The following is a 15,094-nucleotide window of genomic DNA, read 5'->3' as shown; positions in this document are numbered from 1 at the left end:
CTTGGATAGTGCATGCCGTGACGGCGCTTCAAGACCGCGCGCCCGGTCACAGGCGCCGGCCACTACTGGCTACTGGTTTCTGGCTACTGGCTTCGGTCGGCGGGCCGGGGACTGCGCCTGTCCAGGCCGCTCGCCGTCGCTCTAAAGTGCGGTCCCATGACGACCACCGACACCGCCCCCGCCTCGTTCGCCGCGCACATTCCCGACGCCGAGCTGGTGCCCGAGCCGCTGGACCCGGCCCAGATCATCTCCGGCGACCCCGTCGTGACCGGCAAGGTCCTGTGGGAGTCGGCGGACGGCCGACAGGCGCGCGGTATCTGGCAGATCACGCCCGGAGTGGTGACGGACACGGAGGCCGACGAGCTCTTCGTGGTCGTCAGCGGACGCGCCACCGTCGACGTCGAGGGCGGCGACGTACTGGAGCTCGGCCCCGGAGACATGGCCGTCCTGCGCGCGGGCGACCGCACGACGTGGACGGTCCACGAGACCCTCCGCAAGGCGTACCACGTCAACCTCTAGCGCTCCCGGGCCCGCTGGAACCTCCAGGGCTTCCGGGCCCGCTGGATTGCCGCCGGGGCCGACCACTCCGCGCAAGGCCTGCCGAGCACCGCTCTCAGAACAGCGGCGCCGGCAGAACCCCCTCCAGAGCGAGCAGGTGGCGCTTGGTCTCCAGGCCTCCGCCGAAGCCGCCTATCCCGCCGTCGCTCTCGACCACGCGATGGCACGGCACCACGACCGGCAGCGGGTTGGCGCCCATGGCCGCGCCCACGGCCTGGGCGGCGCCCGGCTGGCCGACTCTGGCCGCGAGGTCCCCGTACCCCACGACCGAGCCGTACGGAACCCCGCGCGCCAGCTCGCGCAGCACCTCGCGGTTGAAGCCGGAGATCAGCGTCCAGTCCAGGTCGAGCGTGAACGTGCGCAGCTCGCCCGCGAAGTAGGCCGCGAGCTGGCGTATCGGCTCCGCGAGACGAGGGGAGGCGGGCGCCTCGACCGGCATGCCGCCGAAGCGGGCGGCCAGGCGCTCGACGGCCGCGTCACGGGTCGCCGCGTCGGCGTGGAAGACGACGTTGACGAGCCCATGACCGGTCGCGGCCAGGAGCAGCGGGCCGATGTCGCTCTCGACGACGGCCCACTCGACGACCTGGCCGGAGGTCTGCGGATCGCGGTTCTCGTTCACGCGGACAACCGTACGGCGAGCCACTGACAACGCGCCCCGCCTCCCGGATTCCCGGCCGCGACGGCCGCGACGGCCGCCGGAACGACGGAGGCGCGGCGCGGGCCTCCCGGCCGCACGCCACGCCTCACCCGGATCGTGTCCGCTGTCGATCCCGTCGATCCGGTTCCGGTCGTTCCGGTCTGCTCAGTCCTCGGCGGAGATCGCCGAGCGCACCACGTCCGGCTTGTTGCTGATGATGCCGTCGACGCCGTACGAGTCGGCCCGCCGCGCGTCGGCCGCCTCGTCGACGGTCCACGTGAAGATCTCCAGCGGCTTGCCGTGCGGGCCGGTCATGGCGTGGATCGCCGCCACGTACGTCTGCGAGATCGTCGTGTGCCGGGAGTTGATCTGGTCGACGAACGTCGCGTACTCCGGCAGCTCGGCGATCGAGGGCGTGCCGAGGAAGCCCTTCTTGATGTCGGGCCGCAGCGCGTGCACCTTGCGCATGCTGTCCGCGTTGAAGCTCTGCCACACCAGCTTGCTGCGGACGTGGTCGGCGTCGAGCCAGCCCGTCTTCTTCAGCACGCGCAGGGTGTCCTGCTCGATGCCGGGGTACAGCTCCGGCTTCTTCACCTCGAGGACGAGCTTCTGGTGGTTCCGCTCGACGCGGTTCATGTACTGCTCGAGCGTCGGCACGCGCGTGCCCGCGTACTTGGCGTCGAACCAGCTGCCCGCGTCCAGCTTGGCGATCTCGGCGGAGGTGAAGTCCGCGACCTTCCAGGGGGACCGGTCGGGGAACACCTCCTCGACGTTCGTCGTCCGCTTCAGGTTGTCGTCGTGCATGATGATGAGCTCGCCGTCCTTGGTGCGCTGGACGTCGTTCTCGACCCAACGGAAGCCCATCTCACGGGCCTTGTCGACGGCGGCGAGGGTGTTCTCCGGGGCGTACGCGGACGCGCCGCGGTGGGCGACGACGAGCGGTCTGTCGGTCTCGGCGGAGACCTGCGCGGCGTTCGTGCTCGGCGGGGTCGCCGCCTGAGCCGTGGTCGTGGGGAGCAAGAGCGCGCCGACTCCCAGTAGCGATACGGCCGTTGCTGCTGCGGGACGTGCGTACACGTGAACTCCTCGGTTCGAGAGATCGCGGACCGGACGAGAGTGACAGTCGATGACCAACAAGAGGCAGGCGCCGGATGGACACAGGTTGAACGGAGTTGCCCCGAGACAGGCCGAACACGCCCATCCCGCCTGATTCTTTGCCGAAAAATCGCTCGTACGTTTGTCGGTGCGCTCTAATCTCTGCTCAATCACCGCCACGAGGACGGTGGTTGCACGGGGGCTCACAGGTGATACCGAGTCAATTTTGTTGGAGGGGCTGCCGCCCATGCAGGGGACGATCGACGGATTCAGTTACGGGCTCGTCACGCCCGTGGTCGCGTACCTCATGGCCTGCCTCGGGGGAGCGCTCGGCCTGCGCTGCACCACCAGATCGCTGCTTGTCGAGAACTCCTGGCGGCCCGGCTGGCTCGCCCTCGGATCCGCCGCCATCGGCTCGGGCATCTGGACCATGCACTTCGTCGCGATGATGGGCTTCGCCGTCGAAGGAGTCCCCGTCCGGTACGACCCCGCGATCACCTTCGCCAGCCTCGGCCTCGCCGTCGTGATGGTCGGCATCGGGATCTTCATCGTCGGCTACCGCGGCGCGACGGTCATGGCCCTGTTCACCGGCGGCACCATCACCGGTCTCGGCGTCGCCTCCATGCACTACCTGGGCATGGCCGGCATGCGCCTCCAGGGCACCCTCCGGTACGACACCTTCACGGTGTCCCTGTCCGTGCTGATCGCCGTCGTCGCGGCGACCGCCGCCCTGTGGGCCGCCGTACAGGTGCGGGGTTTCCTGTGGAGCCTCGGCGCCAGCCTCGTCATGGGGCTCGCGGTCACCGGCATGCACTACACCGGCATGGCCGCCCTCGACGTCCACGTGCACGCCTCCGGAGGCGGCCCCTCCGGCGCCCCGGCAGGCGAACTGCTCGCGCCCATGATGATCGGCCCGCTCGCCTTCCTCGTCCTGGCCGGCGTCGTCGTGATCTTCGACCCGACGATGGCCGCCGGCGCCGACCGGCCGCGCACCGGCCTCGGCCCGCGCCCCCGCCCCGCCCTCGTACGCCGACCGGGCATCCCCGCGCACGGCCCCGGCTCCGACGCGTACCGCGGCCGCCCGCCGCGCCGCCGCCGCAGCTTCGTCCCCGCCCCGCCCCGAGGCCCCCGCTCCCGCCTGGGCCGATGATCACCGGGACGCCGCCCGCGCACCCCTGACCAGGCACGACGGGCCCGCCCGCCGGATTGCGGGGCCGGTTGTCAGTGGGGAGTCGTACGGTGGGTCTCATGCGGCCCGTATCCAAGATCGAACGCACGGTGGCGCCCTTCGAGGTCGTCAGCCCGTACCAGCCCAGCGGTGACCAGCCCACCGCCATCGCCGAGCTCGACCGACGCATCCGCGCCGGCGAGAAGGACGTCGTCCTGCTCGGTGCGACCGGCACCGGCAAGTCCGCCACCACTGCGTGGATGATCGAGAAGCTGCAGCGCCCCACGCTCGTCATGGCGCCGAACAAGACCCTCGCGGCCCAGCTGGCCAACGAGTTCCGCGAACTCCTGCCGAACAACGCCGTCGAGTACTTCGTGTCGTACTACGACTACTACCAGCCCGAGGCGTACGTCCCGCAGTCGGACACCTACATCGAGAAGGACTCCTCGATCAACGAGGAGGTGGAGCGCCTGCGCCACTCCGCGACGAACTCGCTGCTCACCCGGCGCGACGTCGTGGTGGTCGCCTCCGTCTCCTGCATCTACGGCCTCGGCACCCCGCAGGAGTACGTGGACCGCATGGTCCCCCTCAAGGTCGGGGACGAGATCGACCGCGACCAGCTCCTGCGCCGCTTCGTCGACATCCAGTACACGCGCAACGACCTCGCCTTCAGCCGCGGCACCTTCCGCGTCCGCGGCGACACCATCGAGATCTTCCCGGTCTACGAGGAACTCGCCGTGCGCATCGAGATGTTCGGCGACGAGATCGAGGCCCTCTCCACGCTGCACCCGCTCACCGGCGAGGTCATCAGCGACGACCAGCAGCTGTACGTCTTCCCCGCCTCGCACTACGTCGCCGGACCCGAGCGCATGGAGAAGGCGATCAACGGCATCGAGAAGGAGCTGGACGAGCGCCTGGCCGAGCTGGAGAAGCAGGGCAAGATGCTGGAGGCCCAGCGCCTGCGCATGCGCACCACGTACGACCTGGAGATGCTTCGCCAGATCGGTTCCTGCTCCGGCGTCGAGAACTACTCGATGCACTTCGACGACCGCGCCCCCGGCACGCCCCCGCACACCCTGCTCGACTACTTCCCGGACGACTTCCTGCTCGTCCTGGACGAGTCCCACGTGACCGTGCCGCAGATCGGCGCCATGTACGAGGGCGACGCCTCCCGCAAGCGCACCCTCGTCGACCACGGCTTCCGGCTCCCGTCCGCGCTCGACAACCGCCCCCTCAAGTGGGAGGAGTTCCAGGAGCGCATCGGCCAGACCGTGTACCTGTCGGCGACGCCGGGGGCGTACGAACTCTCGCGCGGCGACGGCCACGTCGAGCAGATCATCCGCCCCACCGGCCTGGTCGACCCGGAGGTCGTCGTCAAGCCCACCGAGGGCCAGATCGACGACCTGGTGCACGAGATCCGCACCCGTACGGAGAAGGACGAGCGCGTCCTCGTCACCACGCTCACCAAGAAGATGGCCGAGGACCTCACGGACTACTTCCTGGAGCTGGGCATCCAGGTCCGCTATCTGCACAGCGACGTCGACACCCTGCGCCGTGTCGAGCTGCTGCGGGAGCTGCGCGCGGGCGAGTTCGACGTCCTGGTCGGCATCAACCTCCTCCGCGAGGGCCTCGACCTGCCCGAGGTCTCCCTGGTGGCGATCCTCGACGCCGACAAGGAGGGCTTCCTGCGCTCCGGCACCTCCCTGATCCAGACCATCGGCCGCGCGGCGCGCAACGTCTCCGGCCAGGTCCACATGTACGCGGACAAGATCACCCCCGCGATGGAGCGGGCCATCGACGAGACCAACCGACGCCGCGAGAAGCAGATCGCGTACAACAAGGCGAACGGCATCGACCCGCAGCCGCTGCGCAAGAAGATCAACGACATCGTGTCGGCGATCGCCCGCGAAGAGGTCGACACGGAACAGCTGTTGGGCTCCGGGTACCGCAAGGCGAAGGACGGCAAGGGCGCCAAGGCCCCCGTCCCGTCGCTGGGTTCGGAGGGCAAGGGCGCCAAGGCGGCTTCCGGCAAGGCGGGCACGGGCAAGTCGGCCAAGTCCGCGAAGGGCAAGGCCGAGCAGGTGCCGACGGACCGGCCGGCCGCCGAACTCGCCGAGCAGATCGAGGAGATGACCGACCGTATGCGTGCCGCCGCCGCGGACCTGCAGTTCGAGGTCGCCGCCCGGCTGCGCGACGAGGTGTCGGAGATGAAGAAGGAACTCCGCCAGATGAAGGAGGCGGGCCTCGCCTGAGGCGCGCCGCCGGGCGCCCAAAAGGAGCCCGGGGAGGGCGCCCGAGGGGCGCCGGGGCGCCCGGGAGAGCGCCGAACACGCCGCCGCACCCGGCCGGAGACGACCGCCCGGCCGGGTTGGCCGGATGTGTTGCAAGACCGCCACAAAGCGTTGTCCGGACTGCGGCGTTGTCAGTGGCACTGCGTAGGGTTCTGACCAACCGCAGCACGTAGGGCGGTTGGTCGTTGGGGAAGGTTCGAGAGGGGACAGCGCGTGTCGGTCAACATGACGAAGGGGCAGGCGATCAGCCTGCAGAAGAACGACGGGGGCACCCTGACCGCGGTGCGCATGGGGCTCGGCTGGCAGGCGGCGCAGCGCCGCGGCCTGTTCGGCTCCCGGACCAAGGAGGTCGACCTCGACGCGTCGGCGGTCCTGTTCGCCGACAAGCAGCCCGTGGACGTGGTGTTCTTCCGCCACCTCGTCAGCGACGACGGCTCGGTGCGGCACACCGGCGACAACCTCGTCGGCGGCGTCGGCCAGGGCGGGGACGACGAAGCGATCCTCGTCGACCTGCAGCGCGTCCCGGTCCACATCGACCAGATCGTCTTCACCGTCAACTCCTTCACCGGCCAGACTTTCCAGGAGGTCCAGAACGCCTTCTGCCGCCTCGTGGACGAGACCAACGGCCAGGAGATGTCGCGGTACACGCTGGACGGCGGCGGTCAGTACACCGCGCAGATCATGGCCAAGGTGCACCGCACCGGCTCCGGCTGGTCCATGACGGCCCTCGGCACGCCCGCCAACGGCCGTACCTTCCAGGACCTGATGCCGTCGATCCTGCCGCTTCTGTAAGGGCGTACGGACGGCCCGTATGGGCGTACGGGCGGTCGGCGAAGACGGTAACTTCCGTCCTGCATACGGGAGTTGACCCGAAGAACAGTGCAACGAGGGGAACGAAGGCGATGACGGCCGAGCTGGTCAGGGGCCAGAACCAGGTACTGCCCCAGACCCGACTGGAGATCCGGGTGTCGGCCGGCAAGCCGATCGTGGCAGGCGCGACGCTCAGCGACGAGCAGGGCAAGGTGCGCGGCGCCGACTGGGTGGCGCATCCCGCGTCCCCCACGATGCCGGGCCTCGAAGTCTCCAAGCAGGCCGCTGCCGACCACCGCTTGGCCGTGGACCTCGGCGCGCTGCCTCCCAGCGCGGACCGGGTCAACATCCTCCTCGCCCTGCCCGTCGCCGACTCCGCCCAGGACGTCGAGGACCGCCCGGCCCGGTTCGGCGCGTTGGCCGCGCCGTTCGTCGCGGTGACCGGACTCGACGGTTCCGAGATCGCCAGCTACACCATCACCGACCTCGACGCCGAGTCGGCGGTGGTCGCCCTCGAGCTGTACCGCAGGCAGGGCGCCTGGAAGGTGCGCGCGGTGGGCCAGGGGTACGCGGGCGGGCTCGCCGCCATGCTGTCCGACCAGGGGCTGTCCGACGGTCCGGCGCTCGCCGCCGAGATTCTGGAGGCGGTGGCGAGCGGTATGGCCCGTTCCGTCGCGCCGCCTCCGCAGCGGATTGCCGAGGCGGACCGGATGCGGCACGCCTCCACGCCGCAGGGCCAGAGCGCGGCGCAGGGCGCGGCTCAAGGCGCGACTCAGGGAGCGGCTCAGTCTCCCGTCCAGCCCATGCAGGAGGCCCAGGTCTCGGCACAGACACAGGCGCAGGCACAGACTGGGGCGGGGGCGGGCGACGCGCATGCTCCGGCGCAGGCCGCCGGGCCCAGGCCCGAGGCGCACACCGAGTCCGTGCCGCACACCGAGGCCGAGGCGCACACCGCGCCCGCGCCGCACACCGCGAGCCCGGGCTCGCCCGCACTGCCCGGTTCCGACCAGCCGGAAGATCCGGCAGACGAGCTCGGCCGCGAGCACATGGACGAGCCCGGGCCCCAGGCCCACGCCGGCCCCGTCGACTACACCCACCCCCGTCGCCGTACCGCCGCCCCGCCCACGCCCGCGCCCGTTGCGCCGCCCGCGCAGGCGGGACAGCCCGCGCAGCCCGTCGCCGGGGACGCGACCGGCTGGTCGATGGAGGAGCGGCTCTACAACCAGGTGTGGGGCATGTTCGAGGACCTGGCCCGCACGGCCGCCGCGTACCGCAGTGCGTGTGACTTCGCCGAGTCCCGTATGGAGCAGGAGCTCGACCAGGTCCTCACCGACCCGCGCAGCCGGATCAGCGGCCAGGGCGACGCCGCGCGTGAGGCCGCCCGCGCCAAGCAGGCGAAATTGGTCGAGCAGGCCAGGGAAGTGCTCGACCGGGACCTCGCGCAGCTGGCCGCCGAGGCCGACGTGGTCGAGCCCGCGCTGCCCCCGTCGTTCGCGTCCTGGGACAACCCGGTCTGGCAGGCGTACCGCGTCCCGATGGAGCCGCCGATGGCGCTGCGCCTGGGCGATCTGCACCTGCCGGAGAGCACCGACCTGCGCATCCCGATGCTGATCCGGCTGCCCCTGGAGCGCGGGCTCTGGATCGACAGCGGGCGTACGGCCTCGTCGGCGACCGCGTCCCTCGCCGACAGCGACGAGCTGCGCCGCCTCGCCATGGACACGGCCGTCGCGCACGCCGCACGGCTGCTCGCCGTGTACCCGCCGGGGGACTTCGCGGTGCACGTCGTCGACCCCGCGGGAGCGGCGGCCGGTTCGCTCGCGCCGCTGCGGGACGCCGGCGTGCTCGCCGAGCCGCCCGCCGCGGGCGCCGAGGGGGTCTCCGAGGTGCTCGCGCGGCTGACCCGGCGCGTGGACCTCGTGCAGATGGCGGTCCGGGCGCGCGCCACGGACTCGCTGCCGCCGGACGTGGACACCGCCGAGCAGCTCCTGATCGTCAACGACTTCCCGCACGGCTTCGATGACCGCGCCGTGACCCAGCTGCGGTACCTCGCCGACGAGGGCCCGCGCGTCGGCGTGCACCTGATGATGGTCGCCGACCGCGAGGACGCCGCGGAGTACGGCCCGATCCTCGACCCGCTGTGGCGCTCGCTCCTGCGCCTCACCCCGGTGCCCGACGACCACCTCGCGGACCCGTGGGTCGGTCACGCCTGGACGTACGAGCCTTCGCTCACGCCTCCCGGCAGCGATGTGCTGAGCGACGTCCTCGCGCGGGTCGCGGACGCGCGCAGAGCCTGGGGGCGCTGAAGGGCGCGCGGGGCGCCTTGGGGTGGGTTTTGCTCGCGGCCTCAACGGCAAAACCCCTCTGACCTGCACTTTTGGTTTGTGCTTTACTTCACTCTTTACCTTCCCTTGGTAATTCGCGTAGTCTTCATCCCGCGGAGGGGAGTACTCCCTGAATGCGGCGTTCCCGTCAGTACGGACCTGGTCGGTCCCGGGGCGTCGGCCCGTGGCGCTGCCGCTGAATGCGGCGCTCGGGTGGAAGAGACCTCCGGCAGCGACGACGCTGTTCGTGCCGTTACGTACTGCCGGAGGCGCAGTGGATGTTTCCGTGACCCTTTGGGTCCTCACCATCGTGGGTCTGTGCGCCCTGATCGGTGCCGACTTCTTCATCGGGCGCAAGCCCCATGACGTGTCCGTCAAGGAAGCCGGAATCTGGACGATCGTCTGGATCGTCCTCGCCGGCCTCTTCGGACTCGGCCTGCTGATCTGGGGCGGCGGCCAGCCCGCGGGCGAATTCTTCGCCGGCTACATCACCGAGAAGTCGTTGAGCGTCGACAACCTCTTCGTCTTCGTCCTGATCATGGGCAAGTTCGCGGTGCCCTCGCAGTACCAGCAGAGAGTCCTGCTGGTCGGCGTCCTGATCGCCCTCGTGCTTCGCGCGATCTTCATCGCCGCCGGCGCCGCGATCATCGCGAGTTTCTCCTGGGTGTTCTACATCTTCGGCGCCTTCCTCATCTGGACCGCCTGGAAGCTGATCCAGGAGGCCCGCGCGGACGAGCCCGAGGAGGAGTACGAGGAGAACAAGCTGCTGAAGGCGGCCGAGAAGCGCTTCGGCGTGGCCGACCGCTACCACGGCACCAAGCTGTGGATCCAGCAGAACGGCAAGAAGGTCATGACGCCGATGCTGGTCGTCATGCTGGCGATCGGTACGACCGACGTCCTCTTCGCCCTCGACTCCATCCCGGCGATCTTCGGCCTGACCCAGGACCCGTACATCGTCTTCACCGCCAACGCCTTCGCCCTGATGGGTCTGCGGCAGCTGTACTTCCTCATCGGCGGCCTGCTGAAGAAGCTGGTCCACCTGAGCTACGGCCTGTCGATCATCCTCGGCTTCATCGGCGTGAAGCTGGTGCTGCACGCACTGCACGAGAGCGGCGTGCACGTACCGGAGATCTCGATTCCGTTCTCCCTGGGCGTCATCTGCGCCGTGCTGATCGTCACGACGATCACCAGCCTGATCGCTTCGAAGAAGCAGGAGAAGCAGGAGGCGCAGGCGGCCGAGAGCGGTGCGGAGCTGACGAAGTCCGAGCCCTCGAAGGCCGACTCCTCGAAGTCCGAGTCCTCGAAGGACGACGTGCAGGCCTGACCCGCGCGGTCGGTCGCTCGGCCGGCCACAGCGGTGACAGCCAAGGAGCCGAGGACAGCCCGCCTTCGCCCCGTACGGGGTGTAGGCGGGCTGTCGCCGATCTGTCGACGCGACGCGAGAGCGTCGGGACATGACCTCGTACGAGACAACTCTCCCGGTCCGATTCCTCCATGTCGTCCGCACGCGACGCCTCACTCCGCGCATGGTGCGCGTGACCCTCGGCGGCGCCGATCTTGCCGACCTCCGCCTCGACGGGCCCGACCAGCAGGTCAAGCTGTACTTCCCGAAGCCCGGCCGACGGCGGCCGCGGCTGCCCGAGCGCGGCGTCGGGGGCGGCGACGTGATGCGCTGGTACGAGGAGTTCAACGCCATTCCCGAGGCCGAGCGGCCCTGGATGCGCAGCTACACCGTGCGCGCCCACGAGCCGGGCCGCGGGCCGGCCGACGCCACGATCGACATCGACTTCGTGCTGCACGGCGACGGCGCCGCCGGTCCCGCCACACGCTGGGCGGCCGGAGCCCGACCCGGCGACGTCCTCGGCATGTTCGGGCCCTCCGCCCACTTCGCCAAGCCGCTCCCGCTCGCCACGGCCGACTGGATGCTCCTCGCCGGGGACGAGACGGCACTCCCGGCGCTCGGCACGATCATCGAGGCCCTGCCCGAGGGGGCGGAGGCGGTCGCGTACATCGAGGTGCAGGACGCGGCCGACGAGCAGGTGTTCACGACGCGGGGCGCGCTGACCGTGCACTGGCTGCACCGCGGCACGGTTCCGCCCGGACGAGCGGGCCTGCTGCTCGAAGCGGTACGGGCGGCGTCGCTGCCGGTGGGTTCCGGTTCTGGTTCCGGTACCGGTACCGGTGGCGGTTCTGGCTCTGGTTCCGGTGGCGGCCCTGGTCACGGCTCCGGCTCTGGCTCCGGTTACGCGTGGTTGGCCGGTGAGGCCGGGGCCGTGCGGGAGCTGCGGCGCCATCTGGTGGGGGAGCGGGGCATGGCCAAGCAGAGCGTCGACTTCGCCGGCTACTGGCGCCTCCGCCTCACCCAGGACGACGCCCCGACGGCGGACGACCTGGCCGACGCCCAGGAACTCTTGGCGCAGGCGCAGGCGCAGACGCGGGGCTAGGTCCAGGAGATCCAGGTCCCGGTCCCGGACCCGGGTGCTGGGCGGGGCGAGGGAGACGGCGCCCCGCCCCGCCTCACACCAACCCCACCTCGCCCTTCACACCAACCCCGCCGCCTCCCGCACCGACAGCCCCGTTCCGCGTGCGTGCGCCGCCTCGTACGCCTCCGAGCCCAGGGCGGCGCGCAGTTCGGCTTCCGCGCGGGCCCGCACGGCCGACGCGTCGGGGAAGGGGCGGAAGCCGAAGCTGCCGCTCAGCCCGTAGCCGTCGTACGCGCCGAGCAGCCGTGCCCCCTCGTCGGCCGCCGTGCCCGTGCCGAGGCGTGCCTTGGCCCAGGCGGCGACGAGGAACTGGTCGGCGACCAGCCACGGCGCGACCAGGTACGCCACGTTCGCCATCGCCCGCACCGCCCGCCCCACCTGGTCCGCGGCCTGCTCGAACCTCCCGTCCAGGCAGTCCAGCCAGGCCCGTTGCCCGGCGAGCGCGCCCTCGAACAGCGCCGACACCCCGCCGGGCAGCGACCGCTCCAGCTCGCGCAGCTCCTCCCGGGCCGACCCGGTCCGCCCGGACGCGCCGTAGTGCTGGACGAGCAGCAGCCGGGCGGTGCTGACCGGCTCGCCGCCGAAGCGGTCCGACTCCAGCGCCGCCTCGCGCAACAGCCGTTCCGCGTCCGCCCGTTCCTGCTCGCCTGCCGCGGTGCGCAGCCGCACGTCGGCCAACCGCGCCTTGAACAGCGGCACTTGGTGGCGCGCGCCGATGCGCTCGGCCTCGGCCATCGCCCGCGCCAGGTCCGCGGCAGCCTCGCCGTACCGACCCCGCCGCGCATGCTGGTCGCCGCGTGCCGCCAGCGACTCGGCGATGCCCCACGGGTCCTCGGCCCGTTCGAAGCACGCGAGGGCCCGGTCGGCGTCACGCTCGGCCGGATCCGGCGACTCCGGCCGGTCGCGCGCAAGCCGCGTACGCATCAGGTACGTGAACCCCAACTCCCAGGCGTGCTCCTCCCGCCAGCGCTCGCCCAAGGACTCGATGTCCCGCACGACCGCGTCCATGGTCTCCTCGACCCCCGCGAACTCGCCCGTCATCAGCCGCGCGAAGTACCACACCGACCCCGGCTGCCGGCCGACCTGAGGCATGCCCGGGCGGTACGCCGACACGACCCGCCGCAGATACGCCTGCGCGTCCGGCCGCGTCAGCGCGTCCGCGTCCCCCTCGGGGCTGGTGGCCCGCACCAGCAGCCGCACCCCGCGCCGGGCCTCCCACAACTGCTCCTCGTCCCAGGGCGGAGGCCGGTCGGTGCACCGCTCCTCCAGCGGTACGGCGACCCGCACCGGATCGTCGAAGGGGTCCGGGCCGAGCGCGGCGACGGCTGCGGACCAGGTGCGGGCGTCCGCCTGGTGGCCCCGCAGCTGCCAGAACCAGCTCATCGACAGCGCCAGGCACAGCCCGTCCTGCTCAGCACCCAGCTCGACGGCCGTGCGCAGCGCCGCGCGCACGTTGTCGTGCTCGCGCTCGAACCGCCGCAGCCAGCCTGCCTGTCGCGGCCCGCGCAGCGCCGGCTCGCCGACACGCATCAGCTCCCGGTACGCGGTCATGTGGTGTCGTACGACGGGCTCCCGTTCCTCGGCCTCGACGAGACGCTCGGCCGCGTACTCGGCGACCGTTTCGAGCAGGCGGTAGCGCATGCCGCCGTGACCGGAGGTGTCTCGCTCGGCGTTCCAGGGGCCGCCCTCCTCTCCTTCCGTTCCCTGCGGCGTCGCCACCACGAGGGACTTGTCGACCAGGGACGCGAGCGCCTCCAAGGTGCCCGCACCGCACACTTCTTCCGCCTGCTCCACCGCACAGCCGCCCGAGAAGACGGACAGCCGGCGCAGCACCGTCCGCTCCGCCTCGTCCAGCAGGTCCCACGACCAGTCCACGACCGCGCGCAACGTCTGCTGCCGGGGCAGCGCCGTCCGGCTGCCGCTGCCCTTGCCGAGCAGCCGGAACCGGTCGTCGAGCCGGTCCGCCAACTGCCGTGGCGTGAGCAACCGCAGCCGCGCGGCGGCCAGTTCGACCGCCAGCGGCAGTCCGTCGAGCCGCAGGCAGACCTCCGCGCAGGCCTCCGGATCGTCCTCGACGCGAAAGCCCGGCCGGGCGGCCGCACCGCGTGCGGCGAGCAGCCGCAGCGCCACGTCCTGCGGCAGCGGATCGACGGGACGCACCACCTCACCGGGCACGGCCAACGGCTCCCGGCTGGTGGCCAGGACCGTCACGTCGGGGCACTCCGTGAGCAGCGCGTACGTCAACTCGGCGGCCGCGCCGAGCAGATGCTCGCAGTTGTCGAGGACGAGCAGCATCCGCCGGCGTCGGCAGTGCTCCACCAGCTGCGCCGACGGGTCGCGGGGCGCGGGCTGCAGCTCCTCGGTGGACGCACCGGGCCCGCGCACCGTCGTCTCGCGGGCGCCGAGGGCCGTGAGCACCGCCTCGGGGACGGTCTCCGCCTCACGCACGGGGGCCAGCTCGGCCACCCACACGCCGTCCGGCCACACCTCCTTCCCCGCTGTCTCGCGCCCTGCCCGGGCTGCTTCCGTCGCCAGTCGCGTCTTGCCGACACCGCCGGGGCCGAGCAGCGTGACAAGTCGCTGCTTCTGCAACTCCCCGGCCAGATCCCGGAGTTCCGACTCGCGGCCGACGAAGGAGGTGAGGGGAGCGCGCAGATTCCCCAGGGCGCGCGCCCCGGGCGCGGGGGCGTACGACGGGTCGCTGGCCGCGGGCCCTGACGACCCCGCGGCACGGAGTGGGTCAGCAGGCGACCGAGCCCCCGCAGGCGACTGAGCCCCCGCAGACCACCGCGCCCCCGCAGGCAACTCCGACTTCGCAGGCCCCGTGGGCCCCGCAGACCCCCCAGGCCCCGTAGGTCGCCCCGGCTCCGCAGGCCGTCGCGGCTGCGCGGCGGGCCGCAGCAACTCCCCGTGCAGCGCCTGGAGTTCAGGCCCCGGATCCGTGCCGAGCCGTTCGGCGAGCCCGACGCGCACCTCCTCGTACGCCGCGAGCGCCTGGGCCGTACGGCCCGCAGCGTGCAGGGCGCGCAGCCGGAGGGCCTGCAGTGGCTCGTCCAGCGGTTCCTCGGCCGCCAGCGCGGTGAGCTCGCCGAGCACCTGGTCGGCGTGACCGAGGGAGACTTGCGCGGCGAGGCGTTTGCGGTGCGTGGTCTCGCGCAGCCGCTCCGTGCGTACTGCCAGCGGGTCCGTCGTACGCCCCGGCAGGTCGAGCAGGGCGGGACCGTTCCAGAGGGCGAGTGCCTCGTCGAAAAGCGTCACCGCGCGTGTGGCGTCGCCCTCGTCCGCTGCGGCCGATCCCGCTGCGGCGAGCCGTTGGAAGCGGTGGAGGTCGACGTCGTCCGGGTCCGCGGCCAACCGGTAGCCGCCCGGCGCCGAGACGACAGCTTCGCGTCCGAGTGTGCGCCGCAGTCTGCCGACCAGCGCCTGCAGGGCCTTGACCGCGTCCGCCGGAGGCTCCTCATCCGGGCCCCACACCTGGGCGATCAGCTGCCCCGTGGTCACGGATCTGCCGCAGTCGGCGGCCAGCGCGGCCAACAGGGCCCGCAGTCGTGCACCGCCCAGAACGGCCTCACCGCCGTCCGAAAGCAGCACACGCGCGGGGCCGAGTACGCGGTAGTGGGGAGTCACCCGACCATTGTCCAAGTCGCCCGGACCCGCTGCCCTCGACGGGCAGAAGCCACCGCCCGAGCCGAGCACTGGGCACTCCGCGCGAGCCGGCCAATGAGCACCAC

General features: G+C 71.7%; 10 protein-coding genes. 7 read left to right on the top strand and 3 right to left on the bottom strand.

Going from position 1 to position 15,094, the window contains the following annotated elements; genetic code table 11:
- The first annotated feature begins 156 nt into the window (after positions 1-156).
- A complete protein-coding gene (locus tag ACIDOF_RS03745; RefSeq protein WP_409004183.1) occupies positions 157-519 on the top strand; it encodes a cupin domain-containing protein in 363 nt (120 codons plus the stop codon).
- 94 nt (positions 520-613) lie between these two features.
- On the opposite strand, the gene ACIDOF_RS03740 is transcribed toward ACIDOF_RS03745, so the two are convergent.
- Together ACIDOF_RS03740 and ACIDOF_RS03735 are read right to left on the bottom strand one after the other, a co-directional pair.
- The gene (locus tag ACIDOF_RS03740; protein WP_409004182.1) at positions 614-1,177 is read right to left on the bottom strand and encodes a methylated-DNA--[protein]-cysteine S-methyltransferase; all 564 of its coding nucleotides are present in this window, start codon (positions 1,175-1,177) and stop codon (positions 614-616) included.
- A gap of 183 nt (positions 1,178-1,360) precedes the next feature.
- On the bottom strand, positions 1,361-2,272 hold the full coding sequence (locus tag ACIDOF_RS03735; RefSeq protein ID WP_409004181.1) for a glycerophosphodiester phosphodiesterase family protein: 912 nt from the start codon (positions 2,270-2,272) through the stop codon (positions 1,361-1,363).
- Between the two features lie 265 nt (positions 2,273-2,537).
- On the opposite strand from ACIDOF_RS03735, the gene ACIDOF_RS03730 reads away from it, so the two are divergent.
- The 6 genes from ACIDOF_RS03730 to ACIDOF_RS03705 all read left to right on the top strand — a co-directional run bounded on the left by ACIDOF_RS03730 (position 2,538) and on the right by ACIDOF_RS03705 (position 11,324).
- Positions 2,538-3,440, top strand: coding sequence for an MHYT domain-containing protein (locus ACIDOF_RS03730; protein WP_409004180.1), 903 nt, complete (start codon positions 2,538-2,540; stop codon positions 3,438-3,440).
- A 98-nt stretch (positions 3,441-3,538) separates the two neighbouring features.
- Positions 3,539-5,710: an excinuclease ABC subunit UvrB gene (gene uvrB / locus ACIDOF_RS03725; protein WP_409004179.1), complete on the top strand. Its 2,172-nt coding sequence runs from the start codon at positions 3,539-3,541 to the stop codon at positions 5,708-5,710.
- A gap of 252 nt (positions 5,711-5,962) precedes the next feature.
- Positions 5,963-6,541: a TerD family protein gene (locus ACIDOF_RS03720; protein WP_409004178.1), complete on the top strand. Its 579-nt coding sequence runs from the start codon at positions 5,963-5,965 to the stop codon at positions 6,539-6,541.
- 110 nt (positions 6,542-6,651) lie between these two features.
- Entirely contained in the window at positions 6,652-8,862 is a 2,211-nt protein-coding gene (locus ACIDOF_RS03715; protein ID WP_409004177.1) for a TerD family protein, read from the top strand.
- A 292-nt stretch (positions 8,863-9,154) separates the two neighbouring features.
- Positions 9,155-10,204: a TerC/Alx family metal homeostasis membrane protein gene (locus ACIDOF_RS03710; RefSeq protein ID WP_409004176.1), complete on the top strand. Its 1,050-nt coding sequence runs from the start codon at positions 9,155-9,157 to the stop codon at positions 10,202-10,204.
- Between the two features lie 130 nt (positions 10,205-10,334).
- On the top strand, positions 10,335-11,324 hold the full coding sequence (locus tag ACIDOF_RS03705) for a siderophore-interacting protein (RefSeq protein WP_409004175.1): 990 nt from the start codon (positions 10,335-10,337) through the stop codon (positions 11,322-11,324).
- 96 nt (positions 11,325-11,420) lie between these two features.
- Here ACIDOF_RS03705 and ACIDOF_RS03700 read toward each other — a convergent pair whose 3' ends face one another.
- On the bottom strand, positions 11,421-14,990 hold the full coding sequence (locus tag ACIDOF_RS03700; RefSeq protein WP_409004174.1) for an AfsR/SARP family transcriptional regulator: 3,570 nt from the start codon (positions 14,988-14,990) through the stop codon (positions 11,421-11,423).
- Between the last annotated feature and the right edge of the window lie 104 nt (positions 14,991-15,094).

Origin of the sequence: Streptomyces sp. Da 82-17, from assembly GCF_046098215.1 — a bacterium.
GTDB lineage: Bacteria > Actinomycetota > Actinomycetes > Streptomycetales > Streptomycetaceae > Streptomyces.
Note: the sequence above shows the minus strand (reverse complement) of the source record. Positions and strands in the feature narration are given on the sequence as shown.

Bases quoted from the DNA above. Each gene is read 5' to 3' on its own strand.
- ACIDOF_RS03730 (WP_409004180.1), top strand. From the start codon at position 2,538: ATGCAGGGGACGATCGACGGATTCAGTTACGGGCTCGTCACGCCCGTG.
- ACIDOF_RS03705 (WP_409004175.1), top strand. From the start codon at position 10,335: ATGACCTCGTACGAGACAACTCTCCCGGTCCGATTCCTCCATGTCGTC.
- uvrB (WP_409004179.1), top strand. From the start codon at position 3,539: ATGCGGCCCGTATCCAAGATCGAACGCACGGTGGCGCCCTTCGAGGTC.
- ACIDOF_RS03745 (WP_409004183.1), top strand. From the start codon at position 157: ATGACGACCACCGACACCGCCCCCGCCTCGTTCGCCGCGCACATTCCC.
- ACIDOF_RS03715 (WP_409004177.1), top strand. From the start codon at position 6,652: ATGACGGCCGAGCTGGTCAGGGGCCAGAACCAGGTACTGCCCCAGACC.